The organism is Aequorivita soesokkakensis (assembly GCF_001641085.1).
Classification (GTDB): domain Bacteria; phylum Bacteroidota; class Bacteroidia; order Flavobacteriales; family Flavobacteriaceae; genus Aequorivita; species Aequorivita soesokkakensis.
The window spans coordinates 1-20868 of the sequence record NZ_LXIE01000005.1 but is presented as its reverse complement, the minus strand read 5'-3'; the positions used below and the strand labels follow the sequence as shown (position 1 = coordinate 20868).

The 20868-nt window shown below is 38.1% G+C and carries 19 protein-coding genes; 9 read left to right on the top strand and 10 right to left on the bottom strand.

Annotation, left to right across the window (positions count from 1 at the left end):
- Window positions 1-3: 3 nt before the first annotated feature.
- Window positions 4-570 carry an NUDIX domain-containing protein gene (locus A7A78_RS04065; RefSeq protein ID WP_068761177.1) on the bottom strand — a complete coding sequence of 189 codons (567 nt, stop codon included), beginning with the start codon at window positions 568-570 and terminating at the stop codon, window positions 4-6.
- Between the two features lie 82 nt (window positions 571-652).
- Window positions 653-2335, bottom strand: coding sequence for a T9SS type A sorting domain-containing protein (locus A7A78_RS04060; RefSeq protein WP_068761176.1), 1683 nt, complete (start codon window positions 2333-2335; stop codon window positions 653-655).
- Between the two features lie 380 nt (window positions 2336-2715).
- Between A7A78_RS04060 and A7A78_RS04055 the strand changes: the two genes are divergently transcribed.
- Window positions 2716-3444 carry a T9SS type A sorting domain-containing protein gene (locus A7A78_RS04055; protein WP_068761175.1) on the top strand — a complete coding sequence of 243 codons (729 nt, stop codon included), beginning with the start codon at window positions 2716-2718 and terminating at the stop codon, window positions 3442-3444.
- Between the two features lie 73 nt (window positions 3445-3517).
- Here the strand turns inward: A7A78_RS04055 and A7A78_RS04050 are convergent, their stop codons facing one another.
- Window positions 3518-5179, bottom strand: a complete 1662-nt coding sequence (locus A7A78_RS04050) for a DUF6029 family protein (RefSeq protein ID WP_068761174.1) — start codon at window positions 5177-5179, stop codon at window positions 3518-3520.
- A 26-nt stretch (window positions 5180-5205) separates the two neighbouring features.
- Complete coding sequence (locus tag A7A78_RS04045; protein WP_068761173.1) at window positions 5206-5691, bottom strand: TlpA family protein disulfide reductase; 486 nt, start codon at window positions 5689-5691, stop codon at window positions 5206-5208.
- Between the two features lie 159 nt (window positions 5692-5850).
- On the opposite strand from A7A78_RS04045, the gene A7A78_RS04040 reads away from it, so the two are divergent.
- Entirely contained in the window at window positions 5851-7152 is a 1302-nt protein-coding gene (locus A7A78_RS04040) for an Omp28-related outer membrane protein (protein WP_068761172.1), read from the top strand.
- A 76-nt stretch (window positions 7153-7228) separates the two neighbouring features.
- On the opposite strand, the gene pruA is transcribed toward A7A78_RS04040, so the two are convergent.
- Window positions 7229-8854 (bottom strand): L-glutamate gamma-semialdehyde dehydrogenase, encoded by a 1626-nt coding sequence (gene pruA, locus A7A78_RS04035; protein ID WP_068761171.1) that lies wholly within the window; start codon window positions 8852-8854, stop codon window positions 7229-7231.
- Window positions 8855-9026: 172 nt separating this feature from the next.
- On the opposite strand from pruA, the gene A7A78_RS04030 reads away from it, so the two are divergent.
- Window positions 9027-9740 (top strand): NRDE family protein, encoded by a 714-nt coding sequence (locus tag A7A78_RS04030; protein ID WP_068761170.1) that lies wholly within the window; start codon window positions 9027-9029, stop codon window positions 9738-9740.
- 35 nt (window positions 9741-9775) lie between these two features.
- Here the strand turns inward: A7A78_RS04030 and apaG are convergent, their stop codons facing one another.
- From apaG to A7A78_RS04005, 5 genes are all read right to left on the bottom strand, one after another.
- The gene (gene apaG / locus A7A78_RS04025; protein ID WP_068761169.1) at window positions 9776-10162 is read right to left on the bottom strand and encodes a Co2+/Mg2+ efflux protein ApaG; all 387 of its coding nucleotides are present in this window, start codon (window positions 10160-10162) and stop codon (window positions 9776-9778) included.
- Window positions 10163-10164: 2 nt separating this feature from the next.
- Window positions 10165-11265, bottom strand: a complete 1101-nt coding sequence (locus A7A78_RS04020; RefSeq protein ID WP_068761168.1) for a DUF3667 domain-containing protein — start codon at window positions 11263-11265, stop codon at window positions 10165-10167.
- Window positions 11266-11312: 47 nt separating this feature from the next.
- Complete coding sequence (locus A7A78_RS04015) at window positions 11313-12566, bottom strand: type IX secretion system plug protein (protein ID WP_068761167.1); 1254 nt, start codon at window positions 12564-12566, stop codon at window positions 11313-11315.
- 249 nt (window positions 12567-12815) lie between these two features.
- Entirely contained in the window at window positions 12816-13472 is a 657-nt protein-coding gene (locus tag A7A78_RS04010; RefSeq protein ID WP_068761166.1) for a tetratricopeptide repeat protein, read from the bottom strand.
- 20 nt (window positions 13473-13492) lie between these two features.
- Complete coding sequence (locus A7A78_RS04005) at window positions 13493-14140, bottom strand: DUF2459 domain-containing protein (RefSeq protein ID WP_068761165.1); 648 nt, start codon at window positions 14138-14140, stop codon at window positions 13493-13495.
- A gap of 368 nt (window positions 14141-14508) precedes the next feature.
- On the opposite strand from A7A78_RS04005, the gene A7A78_RS04000 reads away from it, so the two are divergent.
- The 6 genes from A7A78_RS04000 to nqrF all read left to right on the top strand — a co-directional run bounded on the left by A7A78_RS04000 (window position 14509) and on the right by nqrF (window position 20656).
- Entirely contained in the window at window positions 14509-15861 is a 1353-nt protein-coding gene (locus tag A7A78_RS04000; protein WP_068761164.1) for a Na(+)-translocating NADH-quinone reductase subunit A, read from the top strand.
- A 35-nt stretch (window positions 15862-15896) separates the two neighbouring features.
- Window positions 15897-17105: an NADH:ubiquinone reductase (Na(+)-transporting) subunit B gene (locus A7A78_RS03995; RefSeq protein WP_068761163.1), complete on the top strand. Its 1209-nt coding sequence runs from the start codon at window positions 15897-15899 to the stop codon at window positions 17103-17105.
- A gap of 2 nt (window positions 17106-17107) precedes the next feature.
- Window positions 17108-17866: a Na(+)-translocating NADH-quinone reductase subunit C gene (locus tag A7A78_RS03990; RefSeq protein WP_068761162.1), complete on the top strand. Its 759-nt coding sequence runs from the start codon at window positions 17108-17110 to the stop codon at window positions 17864-17866.
- Between the two features lies 1 nt (window position 17867).
- On the top strand, window positions 17868-18512 hold the full coding sequence (locus tag A7A78_RS03985; protein ID WP_068761161.1) for an NADH:ubiquinone reductase (Na(+)-transporting) subunit D: 645 nt from the start codon (window positions 17868-17870) through the stop codon (window positions 18510-18512).
- A gap of 79 nt (window positions 18513-18591) precedes the next feature.
- Window positions 18592-19344, top strand: a complete 753-nt coding sequence (gene nqrE / locus A7A78_RS03980; protein WP_068761160.1) for an NADH:ubiquinone reductase (Na(+)-transporting) subunit E — start codon at window positions 18592-18594, stop codon at window positions 19342-19344.
- 1 nt (window position 19345) lies between these two features.
- On the top strand, window positions 19346-20656 hold the full coding sequence (nqrF, locus tag A7A78_RS03975) for an NADH:ubiquinone reductase (Na(+)-transporting) subunit F (protein ID WP_068761159.1): 1311 nt from the start codon (window positions 19346-19348) through the stop codon (window positions 20654-20656).
- The last annotated feature ends 212 nt before the right edge of the window (window positions 20657-20868 follow it).

Sequence of the window (20868 nt, the reverse complement as noted above, 5' to 3'; positions counted from 1 at the left end):
AAATTACTTATTCATTATATTTAATGGAAACCATTGCAGAGCGAGTATTGTCTTTGCATCCTTCAGCTCCAAAATTTTTGAAGTTATTTGCGAAACCGGAATCTTTACCAATTGTATATCTTCGTTTTCGTGTTCGTTTCCGCCGCCTTTTTCAATCTTGTCATTTTTTGAAACTTCGCAATAAAATAAAAATATCCGTTCTGTTGAAGCACCGGGCGAAGTGTAGAAGGTTGAAAGCAATTTTGGCATCTTAATTTTATAACCCAATTCCTCCATTACTTCCCTTTTTATGCAGTCCTGCGGTTTTTCATTTTCTTCCAAGGATCCCGCTGGAATTTCCAAAAGCCAGCCATCGGCATTTTTACAAGTTGGGTAACGAAATTGATTTGTTAAAAGGATAGAATGGGAATCTTTCTCCAACAGTAGTATCGCTACGGAATCTCCTCTTTCAAAAGCGAGACGGGTGGTGCTTATATGGTTTCCTTCAAAAGTATCATAAGTTACCTTTGCTTTGACCATTTTGTAATGGTCGTCGAAAACAACTTTTTCTTCACTAATGGAATATTTCATTTTAAGAAATTTATATACCAATTTAAAGTAATAAAAAACCCCCGAACAATTCGAGGGTTTTAAAATATTTAAGGAAACTGGTTTATTTTGAAATTAGGAATCTCTTTGTAGCTACAAGGTTGTCCTTAGAAATTTTCATAAAGTAAGTTCCTGTTTGAAGGTTTGCAACATTAATTTGCTCATCCATAGAAATGTTTTCTTGTGAAAAAATCATTTTTCCAAGAACGTCATAAACTTGAATGGTTGCATTTTCAGCATTTTTAAGATTTAATACTGTGCTTGCAGGGTTTGGATACAAGCTAATTGCGTCAAGTTCAGATTGGCTTACGCCCAAAACTCCGTTGCTTGAAAATTGCTCTGTTTTTCCAGAACCGTATTGACCATTTGTGTAGAATACAACAGTTCCTTCAGCATCTGTAAGCGTTACTGAACCACCACCGTCACCAAAGGTATCAATGATGCTAAACGCATAACAGTTTGCAGGTAATGTAAATCTTTGCTCTATTGTTTGATTGTTTCCGTAAGGCCCACCACTATATAATGTGTTACCATCAGCATCTTTTAGGTTCCATCTAACTTCACTTCCGTATCCGTCAGTATGTAAAACCATATCAACAGTACCAGTACCAGCAACAGCTTCATCAAAAGATACTGTAGCGTCATTGTTGCCGTTGTCATCGTCATTTGGAACACTTACTTCAAGCGTATTGGATGCTTGTATGGTATAAGCAACCTCAGGAAGATCAATAGTTTCATTGTGAAGCGCAGTAATGTTTCCAGTCCAGTTATAGGTATGTACATCACCATTGATTGTATATTCTATAGCTAAAGAAGTTAATGGATCTTGACCCAAGTTTTGAATGTTTACTTGAGGGGCAAGCATGTCATTACAAGTATTTGGAACATCCACGATATATCTTACATAAGCGTCATTGTTGTTTGTAATTCCTGTAAATTCTGGGTATACTCCAGAACCACTTGGCAATTCTTGGTGCGTATTTGTGATAAAAGCAACAACCTCCATATCTGCAATTTCTACAGGAACGTTATTGTACATTGCTGGGATTGTATAAGTAAAAGTTCTATCCACAAAAGTTCCTGTAGTTGTAGTGTTTATTACTTCGCCCCATTGGCCAGTAATCATTTCTACAAGTCTGTGCATGTGCACATAGTTATTTCCTTGTCCACCACCAGTTTGAGGTCCTTTAGTATTGTTTTGTAGTAAAGCAACATTCAATAAGTTAGTAGATTCTGGGCTATTAGAAGTATAGTAAGCCTCTACATGAACGGTCAGTATATTTGTTTGTACATCTATTTCAGCTTCAACACCAACGTTAACATTAGATCCTTCACCTAAAGTAATTGTTGAGGCCGAAGTCCAGTTATTTCTGTTCATTGCAGTTGTGCCTGGAGCACCTTGTTCTTTTCCTGGGAAATTATGACGGTTTACAGTGGCTGCAGGATATCCTACAAGACCGGTCTGTCCGGCAATTGCTGCTCCATATGGAGTTCTGAAATCTGGCTCACCACCACTTGGATTGGCAAAACTTCCAGTGTGGATATTGATCAAGAATGCATTTCCAGGATTGTTGTCTTGGATTGCCTGTGCAATAGCGTGACCTTGAGGGCAGTATACGCAATGTATTCCGGTAAATTCTTCAAGGACTACTTTTTTGTTAGCTGGGGATGTCGATACGATTGTTTGGCCAAAAGAAGCGAAGGCAAACAATGCAAAAACAATGCTTAGGGGTAATTTTTTAAACATGATTTTTAGATTTATTTTGTTGTGAAAATTAGTATAGCCACAAATGTACTTTTTTATAATTTATTTTTATGGCTTGAAATGCATTTTTTTGGACTATTTATGTTAAAATGTTGTATTTACATTTCCATAATGCATGTTAGATTCATTGAAATTGATTTTTTAATAATGTTTTTTAAAATTCACAATAGAATGATGAAATAGAAAATAATTTTAAAGAAAGCAATTCTTTAAAAATACCGTTTTAATCAAGCTTTGGCCTTAAAATGTTAAATATCTGTAATAGAATGAATAAAGAAGTGAAGTTTTTTAATAATTATCTTTACTTTTGTGATACCTATATAATTAAACTTTAATATTGATTAATCCTAAAAACAAAAAAAATGAAACTTAAATTACTCCTTTTAAGTGTTATGGGCGCGGTTTCAATCGCAAATGCTCAATACACAGTTGCAGACCGAGCAGGAAATGTGCTTAACGATGGTGATGTTATTGAATACGGTACTACCACTTACCCCGATGCTTCTTACGAATTTTATGTTACCAATAATAACCCTTCCAATGAAATTTATACCAGAATTGAGTTTGTAAGTTCATCTTCAGGAAATGGTGATGGTTTTGAACTTTGCTATGGACAGTGCTATACAGGCATCACTGTGGGACAGACAGTGCCACCAGCACCAGAAGTACTTCCCATTGGCGTGGGCGAAACTACTCTTGAAGGCAACCATTTTTACAATGGTGACCCAGGAAATGGTACTGATAATTTAGACTTTGTTTTTGCCTTTCATCAATATGAGGCAGATGGTGTTACCGAAATTGGAACACCACTAACCTTCACTTATCGTTATAACCCTACTTTGGGTGTAAACGAAAATAGCGTGGTTAATTTGAAAATTCAATCAACCGTTGTTTCCAATCAATTGGTGCTGGATGTAAATGAGCCAGTAAGTATGATGGTATATGACTTAAGAGGGCGTATTGTAAAGCAAGATCGTTTTGAAACAGGGCGTCAAGAAGTTAATATGTCTGACTTAAGTGCACAAACATATATAGTTCAATTCAAAAATGAAAAAGGAGCTATGCAAACAACTAAAATTGTTGTTCAGTAATTCCAAACGAATTAAATAAAAAAAGGCTCCGAATAATTTCGGAGCCTTTTTTATTTATAAGGTTTTTAAATTCTTAGAAAGTAACAACAAGATTTGCAGTAACACCAGTGTTTTCTGGAACATATCTACAAACACCGCCCACACATATCAATCCACCGCGCTGACGGCCGTAGTTTAAAGCGAAACGGGCAGGGCCTTTGGTATAACTTCCGCCAAAGCTGTAATAGTGTAGCTTTCCTTCGCCTTCATAATTCCAGGCATCAGCAGCGTAAAGGGTAAGAGCGGTATTAAAATTGTATTCCAATACTCCTGCAGCCCAGTTTTTTCTATCTACGTTTTTTCTGCTTTTATCAATCCATAGATGTTGCAATTCCATGCGTAGTGCTTTTCCGCCTTCAAATTTGCGAGTTCCTTCAATTACTGCAATTTGCGCTCTAATATCTCCTTGTTGGCCCAGTGGTCCACCTTCAGCAACTCCCTTATCAATAATAACATCTTGAAAGGTAGCAATAGAGCTCCATTTTGAAGACCAGCGGTTTTTCACCTCAATATTAAGGTCACGGAAATAACGGTCACCATCACCTATAAATTTTGCGTCATACGTTTGCTCGGCATCGTTATAGGTTGCCTCCAAGCCTGCCCAATAAGAGAAGTTTCCGGCTATTTTAGTTCCAAGTTTTCCAAGTGTAGATTCTTTGTCAAATGAATAATAAACATCTACTTGCGCACCCACTTCCCCAGCTCTTTTTTCAGTATCATTGAAAAGCAAGCGCGGCTGTGCGCTGTAGACATATATATTTGAAAGTAAATAATCGTGTTGCTTGGTAAGGCCCGGCACATAATTTACAATTTGTTCATTGTAAACGTTTCCTTCGGCATAACGATCTGCATAAAAACTGAAATTTTCCAATCTTCTGAAAGTAGAATTGATGCCCAATCCTTTCTGTGCATATCCCAAATTTACTTGAAGTGCGGTACCGTCAAAAAGCTGCGGAGAGCTAACGGATCCTTCATTTACAATTACGTCTGGATCTTTTGTTATTGCTTCAACCCCTCCGTAAAAATTATTCGCTACAAAATCCAACCTTCCGCCGTAAGCGTTAACGTTTGAAGGAATAGAATCATTAGACCCGTTTGATTGGTATCTGCCAACATAGCTTGCGCCAAGCTTTAGGTCTACAGCGTCAACTTTCATAAGGCTAGTAAGGTCTAAATTGGCATCAACGCCTTGCATAACACCTTCAGAAACATCAAAACCGTTTCTTATTTGTCCATATACTCCAGTAATATCAAGATCTGCTGTTGGGGTAAATTTTACACGAAGTCCTTTTAAGGCATTGTTGATTCCCAATTGGCGGTCTTCCCAAGTTCTTAAAATCAATCCACTACCAAATTGCTCATAAAAATAACCTCCGGTAATATCCAAGGTTTCGTTTTTAAAATTAAGATAGTAGGTGCCTATTCCATTTTGGTTCTCCCAAGTTGGCGAATACCCCAATAAAACTGTAGGCAAATATGCTTCGTATTGTACTCCGGCGGTAAATTTTCCTAAAGTATAATTAAGCTGTAAATAATTGTTTGATCTAAATTGGTCTTCTGGTGCGGTAAAACCGAAATCTTCATCGTCCAATAACCATTGTGAGTTGGATTCCAGCCCCCCGAAAAAGTAGCCATTGTCCTGTGAAAATCCGATTGCGCCCATAAACATACAGGCTCCAAGAATAAGTTTTTTCATTTTGTAAGTTTGGTTGGTAAAAAAAGTTAGTTGGCTGAGAATTCCTTTATTTTCTCATAAAGTTCCATCTCTGCTCCTGGGCTGTAACCTGAGTGTCTGTAAACAATTTCGTTGTTTTTCACTAATAAGGTAAGTGGCACTGTTGCTGCTCCAAGGGCGCGTTTAAAATCATTGTTGGTGTCTAAAAGAATGGTGTAATCCCAGCCTTTCCCGTTAACCAAAGGCTTTACGCGTTTTACGCCACGGCTGTCGTCAATGGAAACTGCATAGAGTTTTACATTGGTTTCTTCCTGCCAGTCTTGATACATTTCACTAATAGCATCCAGCTCTTTTATGCACGGTACGCACCAAGTAGCCCATAATGAAACAACAACAACACTGTTGTCTGTAGAAAGTTCTTGTGAGTTGATAGGGTTTCCGTCTAGCGTGGTCATATCCACTTTTGGCAATTCATTTTGTGAAATGGCGCAAAAAGATACCATTACAAGAAAAAGGGGAAGTAATTTTTTCATCGAATAAAGTTTATACAATTAATTAAAGAGTAGCAATATTAAGTTATTTTTAATAAAAACTTAATTTGTTTTTTTGAAATTTATGGATTTAACATTCCAAAACCGTGCCTTTTTTTATAAATAGATTATATTAGCGCACTTCATTTTTAATAATTTATCATGAAAACCTATCCCTATTTTAAATTTATGATTCTCTTTGTTTTTGTGGCAATTGCTGCCTGTAGCAAAAAAGAAGATCCAATTGGAACCCCAGCCCAGAGCCTTTCTATTGCCCTTAAAAGCGACGCGGGTGATGGCGAACTTGAGGTATTGTCAACTGGTGAAATGGTTACTTTCACTATAACCGGAAGTGACGGCGAAGATTATACTTCTTCTTCAAAAATATATGTAAATGATGCTGAAATCCAAGAACCGTCATATACTTTTAACACCACAGGAACATATACAGTGAAAGCTGTTTATGAAAATATCAATAGTAATATTCTTAACTTTGAAGTACTTGCGCCTACTGAAAGAGCTTTGACTGTTGATGTTTCAAGAGCAATGAAAAACCAGACCGTTACTTTTGGTCTCTTTGACTCAAACGGTAACAACACGGCTTCTGATGCAACCTTTTATGTAAATGGAAATGCAATTTCTGGGTTTACGTTTTCTTCCGCAAGTGAAGGAAATTTTGAGGTTTATGCAGAATATATGGTTAACAATGAAACCTTTACAACTCCAGTAAAAGATTTTTCGGTTTACATTCCAAAAAGAAATGTAGTTATTGAGGATTATACCGGAACTTGGTGTGGCTATTGCCTAGATGCATTGGTTGCTATTGATCATGCAAAAGAGCTTACTCCTTATATTTCAGTAGTTGCCATTCATAAAACAGCGATAAGCATTCCTGACCCAATGGATTTTGCGCAGATTGAAGATCTTCAAGATGAATTTAATGTGCCGGACAGTTTTCCACAAACCCAATTAAATAGAACGGAAGCTTGGAATGATCCTTATGATTTTACGGCAGTAACCAATCTTGCAGGTGCAGAAACAGATTTATCCGTAGCAATTAACTCACAGATAAACGGTTCAAATCTTTCCGTAGATGTTAAAGTGGTATATGCAAATGGTTCAGAACCGGGCGATAAACTGGTGGTTTATTTAATAGAAAGTGGCGTTGTGGCTCCGCAGGCCAATTATTTCAACACAGTGGAGGGCCATCCATATTACGGACAAGGTAATCCAATTCCAGATTTTGTGCACAATGATGCTTTAAGAAATTCCCTATCAAACTTGTTTGGGGATGCTATTCCTGAAACTTCTGCTTATCAGGTTTACTCAAAGAACTATACATTTACGGTACCCGCAGAATACAATGCAGACAATTTAAGTTTTGTGGTAATGGTAGTGAAAGCTGACAATAGCGCAAAAAATTCGCAACACGCTGAGCTGGGTGAAAATAAAATTTTCCAGTAAAATAAAACTTTAATAAAATTTAAAAGCCCGTCTTGAAATAATCAAAACGGGCTTTTTTAATACTTCAATTTGAATACTATCCTAAGAAAGGATATCTGTAATCTGTTGGCGAAACAAAAGTCTCCTTCACCATTCTTGGTGAAATCCAGCGATACAGATTTTGCTTACTTCCAGCTTTGTCGTTGGTTCCGCTAGCGCGTGCACCACCAAATGGCTGTTGACCAACTACGGCTCCCGTAGGCTTGTCGTTGATGTAGAAATTACCCGCAGCGTTTTCAAGAATTTTCACAGCTTCTTCCAAAGCATATCTATCTTCACTGAAAACAGCACCTGTTAAGGCATATTCACTGGTTTCATCAACCAAATGCAAGGTTTCTTCCCATTTATTATCGTCATAAACATACACGGTAAGCACAGGCCCAAAAAGTTCAGTACACATGGTAGTGTATTTTGGATCTTTTGTTACAATTACAGTAGGTTCAATAAAGTAGCCTTTGCTTTTGTCATAATTCCCGCCAGCAATTATTTCAACATTTTTATCCTTTTTGGCTTGGTCTATATAGCTTGCAAGTTTGTCAAAAGAGCTTTCGTGAATAACAGCGTTTATGAAGTTGCCCATATCTTCCGGAGTTCCCATTTTGAAGGAGCGGATATCATCAACCAAATATTCTTTGACGTCTTTCCAAATGCTTTTTGGAATATAGCAACGGCTAGCGGCGCTACATTTTTGACCTTGATATTCAAAGGCACCGCGGGCCATTGCGGTTGCAACTTGCTTAGGGTTTGATGTTTTGTGCGCAACAATGAAATCTTTTCCGCCAGTTTCCCCAACGATACGTGGATAGGTTTTGTAATTTTTTATGTTATCACCAATATTTTTCCAAATTCCCTGAAAAACACCAGTAGAGCCTGTAAAGTGAACCCCGCTGAAATCTGGACTTGCCATTAGCGTGTCCGAAATCATTGCAGGATCTCCCATAACCATATTGATTACACCTGCGGGAACACCAGCCTCACGGAATACATCCATAATCACTTTTGCGGAATATATTTGGGCATTACTCGGTTTCCATACAACAACATTCCCCATCAAAGCGGCGCTTGCGGGAAGGTTTCCGGCAATAGCTGTAAAGTTGAAAGGAGTGATTGCATAAATAAAACCTTCCAATGGACGGTATTCAATTCGGTTCCAGGCTGCGGAAGTAGATTCTGGTTGCTCGGCATAAATCTCGGTCATATACTGAACGTTGAATCTTAAAAAGTCAATAAGCTCACATGCCGAATCAATTTCTGCCTGATAAATATTTTTGGACTGGGCGAGCATGGTAGCTGCGTTTATTTTAGCTCTGTAGGGTCCGGCAAGCAATTCGGCAGCGCGAAGAAAGATTCCCGCACGTTGTTCCCACGGCATAACGGCCCATTTTTTTCTGGCTTCCAAAGCAGTTTCAATTGCTTCTTCCACATTTTTTTTGGTTGCTTTATAATAGGTTCCAAGCACGTGCTTATGGTCGTGCGGCGGAGACATAGTAGCAGTTTCTTTGGTTTTAACCTCTTTTCCGTTGATAAATAAAGGCACGTCTATTTTTGCCTTATACATTTCTTTGTAAGTTTTAAGTACTTCCTCACGTTCCGGTGAACCTGGCGCATAGCTTTTTACAGGTTCGTTTACGGCGATTGGCACTTCAAAAAATCCATTTCCCATAACTTTTTTATTTTTCTATTTATGAAGAGTGCAAAGGTACAAAAATGGAAACACCAAACCTTGAAATCCCCAATTACAAATTGGTTTCTCTTTTTTTTTGGAATTTGGCACTTGTTGTTTGGAATTTTATTTGGAATTTGGTGTTTGTTATTTGGAATTTCAAATTTAACGTATGTGCACAATAACTTTTATCCCAAAAACCAACAACGATTTTATCCTAACTTCCAATCGTGATGAAGCTCCGGGACGTGAAACTTTTCCGCCAGGAATTTATGAAGAAGATAATGTAAAATTGCTTTACCCAAAAGACGCCGTGGCCGGAGGAACGTGGATTGGTGCAAGTGATAAAAAACGAATTGTCTGTTTGATGAACGGTGGGTTTGTGGCTCACAAACGGGAAGCTTTTTACAGAAAAAGTAGGGGATTGGTCGTAAAAGATTTATTGAAATCAGACAATTTAAAAAAGGAAATTGAAAGCTATGATTTTAGCGGAATAGAACCGTTTACGGCAGTTTTGATTGAATGGGAAGCTGAAGTCCAATTGTTTCAATTGGTTTGGGATGGCGAAACGTATCATTTTTCCGAAGAACCTTTGGCGCCACAAATTTGGTCTTCTTCGCCATTATATCCTGAAAATTTGAAGAAAAAGCGTGAACAGTGGTTTTCAGCATTTTTGTTTGAAACCATAAAACCTTCGGAAGAGGAACTGCTTCAATTCCACAAAACAGCGGGTGAGGGGGATTTAAACAGCAATCTTATTATGGATCGCGGTTTTATAAAAACGAAAAGCATTACCCAGATTTCCAAAAAGGAAGATGTTATAGAAATGCGTTATGAAGATTTGCAAACAGGTAAGATCGGTGATTCAGTAATCAATACGCAGTAACCAGAGTTTCGTTTCCTTCTTTGGAGGTTAGGGGTCTAATTCATAGAAAAAGGAGCACTCAAATTGAAAAGAGGGATGGAAACCCTAAACTTTCGGGTGGTCGCGAAGTTCACCATATTATAGTGCCCTTTCATAGATCCGAAGGGGGAATAGAGCAGACATCCACTGGTGTAAGCGTGTTTTTCGCCGGGTTGCAAAATAGGTTTTTGGCCTATAACGCCTTCGCCTTCCACAATTTCAGTGTTGTTAAGGGAATCCTTGATTTTCCACGAGCGGGCGGTGAGCTGGACTGTATCCTTACTTTGGTTTTCAATGGTAACGGTATAGGCAAAGGCATACTGCATTTTACGGTTTTTGTAAAACGTGCCGTCAAATTCGGTTTTTACCGAAATTTTAATTCCTTGTGTTACTTGTTGCACCATTTTTAATAGATTGCTGCGCTTGCGGCCACAAAAATCATCGCGGCAAAAGTCAATCCTATTACAAACACAGTGTTTAAAAATACAAATTTTATTAAAGTTATCACTCTTCCCTGCCCGTAAAAATTACGCAAAGCCTTGTAGAAATAAATTGGCCCAATAAAAACGAAGAGGCAGCCAACAAAAAACTTGGTGCCAATTATAAAATCGGGAAGTATAAAAAGGAGCATCGCCAAAAAGATAAAACTGAATATATGGAAGATGAAAATCATGTGTTCCATATAGGTGTACTTTTTCTTTGAATAAACCAGCCAGAAAAAGAAGGCGAAAAATGGGGTAAAGAAAAAGAGGAAAAAGGGTATTTTGGAAATGACGTATTTAATAAAAGCGGAAGGGTTTTCCTTAATTTTATCTACTGTGATATTTTTTGAATAGATCCATCTATTAAACGAAGTATTTTTGTGGTGCAGGCTGTCCAGAGCTATCTCGGCGTTTTTTATTTTGTATTTTTCGTAAAAATCATTGTAGAGGGAGAACCTTTCGGTATAACTTTTCATTAAAGACATTGTATCCAGTTCTTTATCTGAAATGTACTTTAGTTCTTTTGGGGATTGCATTTTTTTAATGGAATCTGCTATGTTGATAGCGTTTGAAGTTGTTGCCGCAATGTTTTGGCTCAATGAATCTACAAAGGAACGATCGGCCAGCTTGGAGTTGAAGTTTACTGCATTATTATCATCCACCCCAGGATTTATCACATCCAGCAGGCCATTCACCAAAAAATAGATTATGGAAACGCTCAAAAAGAAGCGGAACGGATTGGCGTATTTTAAACGTTGTCCCTTGGCATAATTGCGGGTAATGACTCCCGGACGAAACAACAAATCTTTGAGGGTATTGCGCAGTCGCGAGTCGTAAACCAGAATACTGCTTAAAAATTCCAGAAAAAAATCTTTTATGGAAAGCTTTTTGTGGCTGTTCAACTGGGAACAATAGGGACAATAAACGTCGCTTATATCAAGGGGTTGTTCGCAGTTTAAGCATTTATTGCCGCGATATTGCAACGATTTTCTCCCGCTGGAATTTTCTTTTTTTTTGCGTTTCATTGCTATTTAAAAAAAGGAATCGTCACTTCAACTTCTATTTTAATAAATCAATTGTTATTGATGTTTGTGGAATTGGCATATCCCGCACCAATGATGCGATCATATCTAGCGCCCAAATCACGGAAATAGACTATAACGGTATAATCGTTTTCGGTTTGCCAAAAATCGCCGCTCACTGCGCCCTCGTCTATGCTTCCGTCGCGGTTTACAACAACGTATTTATAGTTGTAATACCCTTGTTTAAATAATCTTTCGTTTCTGTAAGTGTCACTCGTTGGGTCATATTTCATATAGGTACTGCCGTCTATAGTCCAGTTATTGAAATTGCCGTAAAGGTGCAATTCCTTATCGCCCAAATCGTCATAATACTGCAGATTAAAATGCATACGCACGTATTCCGCTTCAATGTCCTGATTTTGGGCATCTACGTTTCTGACCACAAAGTTTCCGTTAATGTCTGGATTGTAGGTGTAGGGTCTGTCATACCGTGGAATGTTTGTGTAAAGGTAATTTTCATACACATCGGTAACCTCAATGGAGCGCACGCCGTTAGTTGCAGAGCGTTCGTCCTTATTGTCAAAAGCAAGAAACTCATTGCCACCGCCAAAGGATGCTTCCTTGTCGTATCTATATATCAGTTCATTCCCCATAGTGTATTGGGGAACCAAATTTGTGATTGCAGTGTTAAGGTTGCTGTTTTGAAGCACTAGTGTTTTAACGGTCTGCTTTGGATTTATCAATAACAAGTTTGGCGAATTGATGGTAAATTGAACTACTTGTTTTTCATTAATCACTTTTAAATCGCGGGCGCGTTTTATTTCTACTGCTACCGTGGCAATGTTTTCAATCACCATGAATTTTCTAGTGAATACTAGGTCGCCATCACCATTAAAGATGCTGAGCAAATAATTACCGCTCTTTTGGATAGCCCGGGTATCGCGATTGGGGATTGTGAGTTCGTAGTGCGAAAATATTTGAAGTGTATTTAATGAATTTTGGTATGTCTGAATACGAACATCATCAAAACCATCTAGGTATTCGCTTTTGGAAAGATCACTGGGCGACCAGTCAAAATTATAATGCGAGAGGGTGTAGTAATAATCCTCTTCATCGCCATTAAGGGCGTCAAATGATAGATTGACCTGTTCGCCAAGACGGATAATCGGCAACTGGCTGAGGTCTGTAGCACCGCGAAACTGTATTGTACTGATGTATGAAGGTTCCACTTTCTCAACAATTTGGGCGAAAGTAGGGAAGACGGTTAGTAATAAAAGGAAGGTGGTGGAAAGTGTTTTTAGCATGATACTGGTTTATAGCGCTAAGATAAACAAATTTTGTGCCTCTTCGAATAGTGGGTTGGTGATGGTAATTATTGTTTGTGAATTTATTTGTTTTGATATGTCTTGGACGAAAACTTTTTGTAGGAATAATCTTCATATACCTTAAGTAAACCTTAATTAAACCTTAGGTTACCTTTAAGTATCCCTTAAGTTGCCTTTATAGGTAATGAACCAATAATTAAGAACCAAGAATAGTTCTGAATAGATGCTTTATTGTTTTGTTATTTCCAATTCGGTGATTTTCTTTTTTAGATCCCTGATGTCTTCCCAATAACGGAGGTTTAGATTATTGGCCTCAAGGCTGGAAAGGAAAAGTTTGTAGTATCTGATTGCTTCTTCGGTATCTCCTTTTAGTTCGTAGTTTTCTGCAATGTACAGTTCATTTTCGTAGCCACTGGATATACTTGAGGCTTTTTCAAATTGAACAATTGCTTCGTCATATTTTTTTAGGTCGGAGAGTGCGAAGCCAATGTATTGCAAGGCTTGGGGATATTCGCCGCCATTTATATCCATGGCTTTTTGATAAGAGGCGATTGCTTTTTCAAGGGAATCAATTCTATGATAGGCAATGCCTTGCCTAAATGCCATATCATATTCTGAGGGATATCTTATTAAAACACTGTCTATATAGGCTGCTGCAATTCTTGGGTTTGCGTCAAGCAGGCTGTCCACAAGCGGGTTGTAGTAATTGCGGAGCATCTCTTGTTTTTGGTATTCTTTGTATTCTTCTTCAGAAAAGTCGGAGCTGTTGTTTGATTCAAAAATATTGGAAAGCCCCCAAATGTTTAACCCTATTCCACTTATTATGCTTATAACAAACGAGCCTATAAAAATGATGGCTATGTATTTTACTGTTTTTTGTTTCAAAGGATTATTGAAATATTTTTTTATTTGTATTTATTCATCAACCCGAAATCGAAAGGTGTCCAATAACAAGATTTCAAACCACTTTTTTTGAAACCAGAATTAACCCATGAATTGCAAGTATTGAAACAGGTATAGCTTCCGTTTGCTTTGTAAAAATCATCTGTTGCTGTGTAGCCTTTGTCTTTGAGTAAAATTTTCTCACCATTTTCATTTGTGAAAAATGTTTCATTTAAATACTGGTTTATTTTTTTTAATTCCTTGTCGGTTACTTTTATTTCAATCCAATCACTTTTTTTATTTTGGTAACGGGTTATATGAACCAATGTTGGACTTTTTAAAAACATAGCCCCAAAAGCGTTTTTAAAGGTTAAATCTCCCCAGGTTGGCGTGTTTAAATAGAAGTTTTCGTCTCCCCAACCGAATGCTAAATAGTTTTCGGATGCCTTGTGGTTTATTCCGGATAATACTATTGGGTCTATGTTTTTTATGGGGATGATAATATCTAAATGAACTCCGTTTGTGGTCAAGAATATGGACTTATTTGAATCGGTTTCAGTAGCCTTTCTGTCCACTGTAATTGCCGTCAACAGTAGCGAAATCAATAAATAAGTGATTGGGATTAATAAAATATATAAAATCCATTTTGCAGCTTTCTTTACTATTTTCATGTCATATATGTTGGAATGTTTGCTGCTTTAAGTAGGATAGTTAGATTTTAGGGTTCATTATGCTATTCACTTCGCCATTTTTTTTTATTTTGAATAAGGATGTCTTCTTTTTCAAATCATAAAAGCATACAGCTCATATCAATATTACCACTTTCCTGCAAATTCCCAAAAAGGATTTTTCTTCTTAAACCCTTCTGCTAATTTATAAACATTATAAAATAACAACCCATCCCTTTTTAACACAGAAAATTATAGCCTTTTATTGTGCAATGGTATATTTAATTTATAAATTTGCACGCCCTTATTTCCCCCGCTTTCGTTTTGAGGGAAAATAGGGTATTAAAAAGGCATTATTAATATCCATATTTATGTCCAAAGACATTAAGATTAAAAAAGGTCTTACCATTAAATTAAAGGGTGAAGCAGAAAAAACACTTTCCAGCGCCCCGCGATCCAGAACCTTCGCACTAAGACCTTCTGACTTCCATCTTATAACCCCAAAAATGGTGGTTCGTGAAGGTGGAAAAGTTCAAGCTGGCGACACTATTTTCTACTCTAAAAGCAATGAGCTTGTAAAGTTTGTTTCGCCCGTTAGTGGAACTCTAACCAAAATTGAACGCGGCGCGAAACGCGTAATCACAGAAATCATCATTGAAGCAGATCCGCAGGATACTTTTAAGGATTTTGGCATTTTGAGCCCGGATTCCTCAAGTGCTGAGGCTATTAAAAGCCGTTTGCTGGAGTCTGGTTGCTGGCCGTTTATTATGCAGCGCCCCTATGCGGTGATTGCTGATACGGAGCAGGAGCCAAGAGATATTTTTATTTCTGCTGTTAGTACTGCGCCATTGGCAAACGACGTTGATTTCTCTTTAAATGGAAAAGAAAAGGAGTTACAGGCTGCCGTTACTGCTTTGAGCAAACTTACCAAAGGGCAAGTACACGTTGGGGTTGGCAAAAGCGGAAGCTCGCCTTTTAAAGGTTTGAAAGATATTTCGCTTCACAACGTTTCTGGACCGCATCCGGCAGGAAACGTGGGAACACAGATAAACAAAATAAGCCCCGTTAATAAAAACGAGATTGTTTGGACCATCGCGCCACAGGATCTTGTGATTATTGGCGAATTGTTGCTTACAGGGAAATTCAATCCAGACCGCATCATCGCGCTTTCTGGTTCTGAAGTAAAAACTCCAAAATATTATAGAACGAGAATCGGTTCAGAAGCTGCAACGTTTTTGTATGATTCTGGACTGAAAGATGAAAACGTTCGCGTAATTAGCGGTGATGTGCTTACCGGGAAAAAGATTTCCCCGAAAGGACACTTGGGCTATTACAGCAATACGGTAACCGTGATTCCGGAAGGGGACGATTATGAATTGTTTGGATGGAACAAACCGGTTTTTGACAAAATTTCAACTTCAAGAGCGCTTACCTTTTCTTGGTTAACGCCAAATAAAAAATACGATCTTGATACCAATACTAACGGAGAGCACCGCGCTTTTGTGGTAACGGGTAATTACGAAGAGGTTTTTCCATTGGATATGTTCCCTATGCAAATGCTAAAGGCCTGTATGGTGAAAGATCTGGACCAAATGGAAGCTTTGGGAATGTATGAAGTGGCTCCGGAAGATTTTTCGCTTACCGAATTTGTTTGCGTGAGCAAGCAGCCGCATCAACAAATCATCAGGAACGGTCTTGATTTAATGTATAAAGAAATTGGATAATTATTCATTTTGAAAAAATGAAAAATAAGTAGTATATGGGATTGAAACAGAATTTACATAAGCTAAAGGAAAAATACAAGGGCACCAAAATGGCCCCTGCGTTCAATGCACTGCATACCTTTTTATATACACCGAACGAAACTACGCATTCCGGAGCGCACGTTCGTGTTGTGGATGATTTGAAGCGTACCATGAACACAGTGATAATGGCACTTGTTCCGTGTTTGATTTTTGGTATTTTCAATGCGGGGTATCAGCATTACGCAGCTATTGACAACACATTGCGGTTAGATCCATTGGGCAATTTCTTCACTTGGGATAACTTTATTCTTGGTGCTTGGACGGTTTTACCGTTAGTAATTGTTTCCTATGTTGTAGGTCTTGGAGTAGAATTTATTTTCGCCATCATTAAAAAACACGAAGTAGAGGAAGGATATTTGGTAACGGGAATGCTTGTGCCACTTATTGTTCCCATCGATATTCCACTTTGGATGCTTGCCGTTGCGGTAATATTCGGAGTTGTTATTGGGAAAGAAGTCTTTGGTGGAACAGGAATGAACATTTTGAACCCCGCACTAACAATCCGTGCCTTTTTGTTCTTCGCCTATCCAACTTGGATGAGTGGTGATAAAGTTTGGGTACACGGAGCGCAAGCAATGGCGGGACAGCCAGATGCAATTTCTGGGGAAACCATTTTGGGAACTTTGGCCGCAAACAGCCATCCCGTTTATAGTCTCTGGGATATGTTCTGGGGCTTTATACCGGGATCAGTTGGCGAAACTTCAACATTCCTTATTATTATAGGAGGTCTTTTCTTGATTTTCACAAAAATAGGAAGCTGGCGTATTATGCTTTCTGCTGTAATTGGCGCCATTGCAATGGGCTTGATATTCAATGGTGTTGTTGCTCAAGGATGGATTCAGGAAGGAAGCAAGTTTTATGGATTAATGAACGAGCCGTTTTGGCATCACTTGATTATTGGTGGTTTGGCCTTTGGTATTGTTTATATGGCTACAGACCCAGTTACGGCATCACAGACCAACAAAGGAAAATGGATTTACGGTTTCTTTATAGGGTTTATGTCTATAATGATTCGGGTCTTCAACCCAGCCTATCCAGAAGGCGTGATGCTCGCAATATTATTGATGAACGTATTCGCTCCAACTATAGACCACTATGTTGTTAAAGGGAATATTAATAAGAGAATGAAACGAGCAAAACATTTAAAAGCTAAAACAGCGTAATCATGGCAAAGTTTACTGATAAAAATTCATATACAATACTGTTTGCAGTTATAATGGTATTGGTGGTTGGAAGTCTTTTGGCCGGGGTTGCACAGGGATTACGTGGAAAGATTTCTGAAAACGAACGTTTTGAGAAACAACAGAACATCCTTTATGCGATGGGCGTTGACGATAACGAAGGAACGGGAAGCGTAACCTTTATTCCTACCAAGGAAGTTGAGGCAACTTTTCATAAATACATAAAAAAGCAATTGGTAATCCAGGGCAATGAAGCTACTGAAGACGAAAATGCTTATTTGATTGATATTAAAAAGGAAGAGGCGCACGCAAGTGATGATCCCAATTACAAAAGAAAGCTTCCTTTGTTTATTGGCGAAAAAGATGGAATGACCTATTATATAATCCCGATGCGCGGAAAAGGACTTTGGGATGCTATTTGGGGCTATGTTTCGCTTGACAAGGATTTTGTAGTGGAAGGTGTGTTTTTTGACCACAAAGGAGAAACACCGGGACTTGGAGCAAACATAAAGGAACGTTTTTTTATGGATGACTTTAAAGGCGAACAGATTATGAACGGAGATGCCTTTGAGGGAATTACCGTAGCAAAAGGAAACAATGACCCGCTAAACGAAAGAAAAGACGATCAAAAAGTGGATGCCCTTGCGGGCGCTACAATTACAGGGAACGGTGTAACGGCAATGATCAAAAAAGATGTTGCGCAATACATTCCTTATTTGGAAAAATTAAAAAACGAGCAATAGTATGGGACTTCTATCAAAAAAAGACAGCAGGTTAATTCTTGACCCATTAGCAGACAATAACCCTATCACCATTCAGGTATTGGGTATATGTTCAGCATTGGCAATTACAGCACAGCTAAAGGCTTCTATAGTAATGGCAGTTTCAGTAATGGTTGTACTGGGCGTTGGGAACGTAGTTATTTCACTTTTGCGAAATGTTATCCCTGGGAAAATCAGAATTATAGCACAGCTTATAATAGTGGCTGCATTGGTAATTATTGTTGACCAAGTGTTAAAAGCTTTCGCTTATGAATTGAGCAAGCAGCTTTCGGTTTTCATTGGGCTTATTATTACCAACTGTATTATTATGGGGCGTTTTGAAGCATTTGCTTTGGCGAACAAACCTTGGCGCTCTTTCCTTGATGGAATAGGTAATGCCGCTGGATATGGTTTAATATTAATAATCGTAGGTTTCTTCCGTGAGCTTTTAGGCTCTGGAACACTTTTGGGCTTCAAAGTTTTGGGAGACCCAATCGCAAAAACCGGATTGTACGCATTAGGTTACGAAAACAATGGATTTATGTTGCTTTCGCCTATGGCTTTGATAGTTATTGGTATCATTATTTGGGTACAGCGTTCAAGGAATAAAGAACTTATAGAAGAATAAAAAATAGTCGCAGTTAGCAGTCCCAGTAGGCAATCAGCACTACTGAAAACTGCCACTGCTTACTGAATACTTTAAGAAAATGGAACACATAGAGTTATTTTTTAAATCGATCTTTATAGACAATATGATATTTGCCACTTTCCTTGGAATGTGCTCTTATCTTGCTGTTTCCAAAAAAGTTTCTACCGCTGTGGGTCTTGGAGCTGCCGTAATATTTGTACTTGCGGTAACAGTACCCATTAACTGGCTTTTGGATCAATACCTATTGAAAGATGGCGCATTGGTTTGGCTTGGCGAAGAATATGCCGATTATAATTTAGGATTTCTTTCATTTATTCTATTTATTGCAACAATCGCAACGATGGTGCAATTGGTAGAAATTGTAGTTGAAAAATTTTCACCTTCATTATATAACTCCCTTGGAATCTTTTTGCCACTTATTGCGGTAAACTGTGCAATTTTGGGAGGATCATTATTTATGCAATCAAGAGATATCCCAACATTGGGCTTGGCCTTGAATTACGGTGTAAGTTCAGGAATTGGATGGTTTTTGGCAATTTTGGCCATTGCTGCCATTCGTGAAAAAATACGTTACTCTAATGTTCCTGCTCCATTAAGAGGATTGGGAATTACCTTTATCATTACTGGTTTAATGGCGATAGGGTTTATGAGTTTTGGTGGAATGTTGACAGGCGGCGATGAAAAGAAACCATCGTTGGATTCAGATCCAAGCAACATTGGAGTGAAAACCGAACAAATTCAAAATGAAAATACAGAGGAAACTGCTCCGGCGGTTTCAGTGTCAGAAGTTTCAACACTAACGAAGCAATAATATGTTTTTAGAAATAAGCACACTTGGAGTTATAACAGTAACCGTCATTGCCCTTTTAATATTGACGTTGCTATTGGTAGCCTTATTGTTATTTACCAAGGAAAAATTAGCACCATCAGGGCCAGTGAAAATTACAATCAACGATGAAAAAGTAATCGAAGTGCCTTCGGGGGGTTCATTGCTTTCAACTTTGGGTGCCGAAAAAATATTTTTACCTTCCGCTTGCGGAGGAGGTGGAACTTGTATTCAATGTGAGTGCCACGTACTTTCAGGTGGTGGTGAAGCCTTGCCTACGGAAACTCCACACTTTACCCGTAAAGAATTAAAAGAAGGAGCACGTCTTTCCTGCCAAGTAAAAGTGAAGCAGGATATGAACATTCACATTCCTGAAGAAGTTTTCGGAATTAAGAAATGGGATGCTGTTGTAAAGAGAAACTATAACGTTGCCTCTTTCATTAAAGAATTTGTAGTTGAAATCCCAGAGGATATGAACTACAAGGCTGGAGGTTATATTCAGATTGAAATTCCACCTTGCGAAGTGAAGTTTTCTGATATGGACATCACTGCTCACCCAGAGGAACATGAAAGACCGGATAAATTCCAAGAAGAGTGGGATAAGTTCAAACTATGGCCTTTAGTAATGAAGAACACCGAAACGGTTGAAAGAGCATATTCCATGGCTTCATATCCTGCGGAAGGACGTGAAATTATGTTGAACGTTCGTATTGCAACACCACCATTTGACCGTGCAAAAGGCGGATGGATGGATGTTAATCCAGGAATTGCTTCATCTTATATTTTTAATTGTAAAGAAGGCGATAAAGTTGTTATTTCTGGACCTTATGGCGAATTCTTTATCAATCCTTCCGAGGCTGAAATGCTTTATGTTGGTGGGGGAGCTGGAATGGCGCCAATGCGCTCACATTTATACCACCTTTTCAAAACTTTAAAAACTGGTAGAAAAGTAACTTATTGGTACGGTGGACGTTCCAAAAGAGAGCTTTTCTATTTAGACCACTTTAAAGAGTTGGAAAATGAATTTCCAAATTTCAAATTCTATTTGGCACTTTCAGAACCAATGGAAGAAGACAACTGGAAAGTGAAAAAAGACATACACGATGAGGCTGGTGATGGTTTTGTTGGCTTTATTCACCAAGTAGTAATTGACAACTATTTAAACCTTCACGATACGCCTGAAGACATAGAACTTTATTTCTGTGGACCACCATTGATGAACCAAGCCGTTCAAAAGATGGGGGAGGATTTTGGAATCCCAGACGAGAATATCCGTTTTGATGATTTTGGAGGATAATTAAAGAATTAATGCAATTTTCAAGAAACCGTTTCAATTTATTTTGAAACGGTTTTTTTTATGTTATTAAATTTCTTAAAGAGTTGTTAAATATATATTATGTGTTATTTTTGAAACAATAAAATAAATTATTAAGCCCCAGAACATGAAAAATTTTACACTTTCGCTAGTATTCTTATTGACTCTAAATTTAGGATATGGCCAGTCTAATC

Coding starts and splice junctions, on each gene's coding strand:
- A7A78_RS04065 (WP_068761177.1), bottom strand. CDS start 570: ATGAAATATTCCATTAGTGAAGAAAAAGTTGTTTTCGACGACCATTAC.
- A7A78_RS04060 (WP_068761176.1), bottom strand. CDS start 2,335: ATGTTTAAAAAATTACCCCTAAGCATTGTTTTTGCATTGTTTGCCTTC.
- A7A78_RS04055 (WP_068761175.1), top strand. CDS start 2,716: ATGAAACTTAAATTACTCCTTTTAAGTGTTATGGGCGCGGTTTCAATC.
- A7A78_RS04050 (WP_068761174.1), bottom strand. CDS start 5,179: ATGAAAAAACTTATTCTTGGAGCCTGTATGTTTATGGGCGCAATCGGA.
- A7A78_RS04045 (WP_068761173.1), bottom strand. CDS start 5,691: ATGAAAAAATTACTTCCCCTTTTTCTTGTAATGGTATCTTTTTGCGCC.
- A7A78_RS04040 (WP_068761172.1), top strand. CDS start 5,851: ATGAAAACCTATCCCTATTTTAAATTTATGATTCTCTTTGTTTTTGTG.
- pruA (WP_068761171.1), bottom strand. CDS start 8,854: ATGGGAAATGGATTTTTTGAAGTGCCAATCGCCGTAAACGAACCTGTA.
- A7A78_RS04030 (WP_068761170.1), top strand. CDS start 9,027: ATGTGCACAATAACTTTTATCCCAAAAACCAACAACGATTTTATCCTA.
- apaG (WP_068761169.1), bottom strand. CDS start 10,162: ATGGTGCAACAAGTAACACAAGGAATTAAAATTTCGGTAAAAACCGAA.
- A7A78_RS04020 (WP_068761168.1), bottom strand. CDS start 11,265: ATGAAACGCAAAAAAAAAGAAAATTCCAGCGGGAGAAAATCGTTGCAA.
- A7A78_RS04015 (WP_068761167.1), bottom strand. CDS start 12,566: ATGCTAAAAACACTTTCCACCACCTTCCTTTTATTACTAACCGTCTTC.
- A7A78_RS04005 (WP_068761165.1), bottom strand. CDS start 14,140: ATGAAAATAGTAAAGAAAGCTGCAAAATGGATTTTATATATTTTATTA.
- A7A78_RS04000 (WP_068761164.1), top strand. CDS start 14,509: ATGTCCAAAGACATTAAGATTAAAAAAGGTCTTACCATTAAATTAAAG.
- A7A78_RS03995 (WP_068761163.1), top strand. CDS start 15,897: ATGGGATTGAAACAGAATTTACATAAGCTAAAGGAAAAATACAAGGGC.
- A7A78_RS03990 (WP_068761162.1), top strand. CDS start 17,108: ATGGCAAAGTTTACTGATAAAAATTCATATACAATACTGTTTGCAGTT.
- A7A78_RS03985 (WP_068761161.1), top strand. CDS start 17,868: ATGGGACTTCTATCAAAAAAAGACAGCAGGTTAATTCTTGACCCATTA.
- nqrE (WP_068761160.1), top strand. CDS start 18,592: ATGGAACACATAGAGTTATTTTTTAAATCGATCTTTATAGACAATATG.
- nqrF (WP_068761159.1), top strand. CDS start 19,346: ATGTTTTTAGAAATAAGCACACTTGGAGTTATAACAGTAACCGTCATT.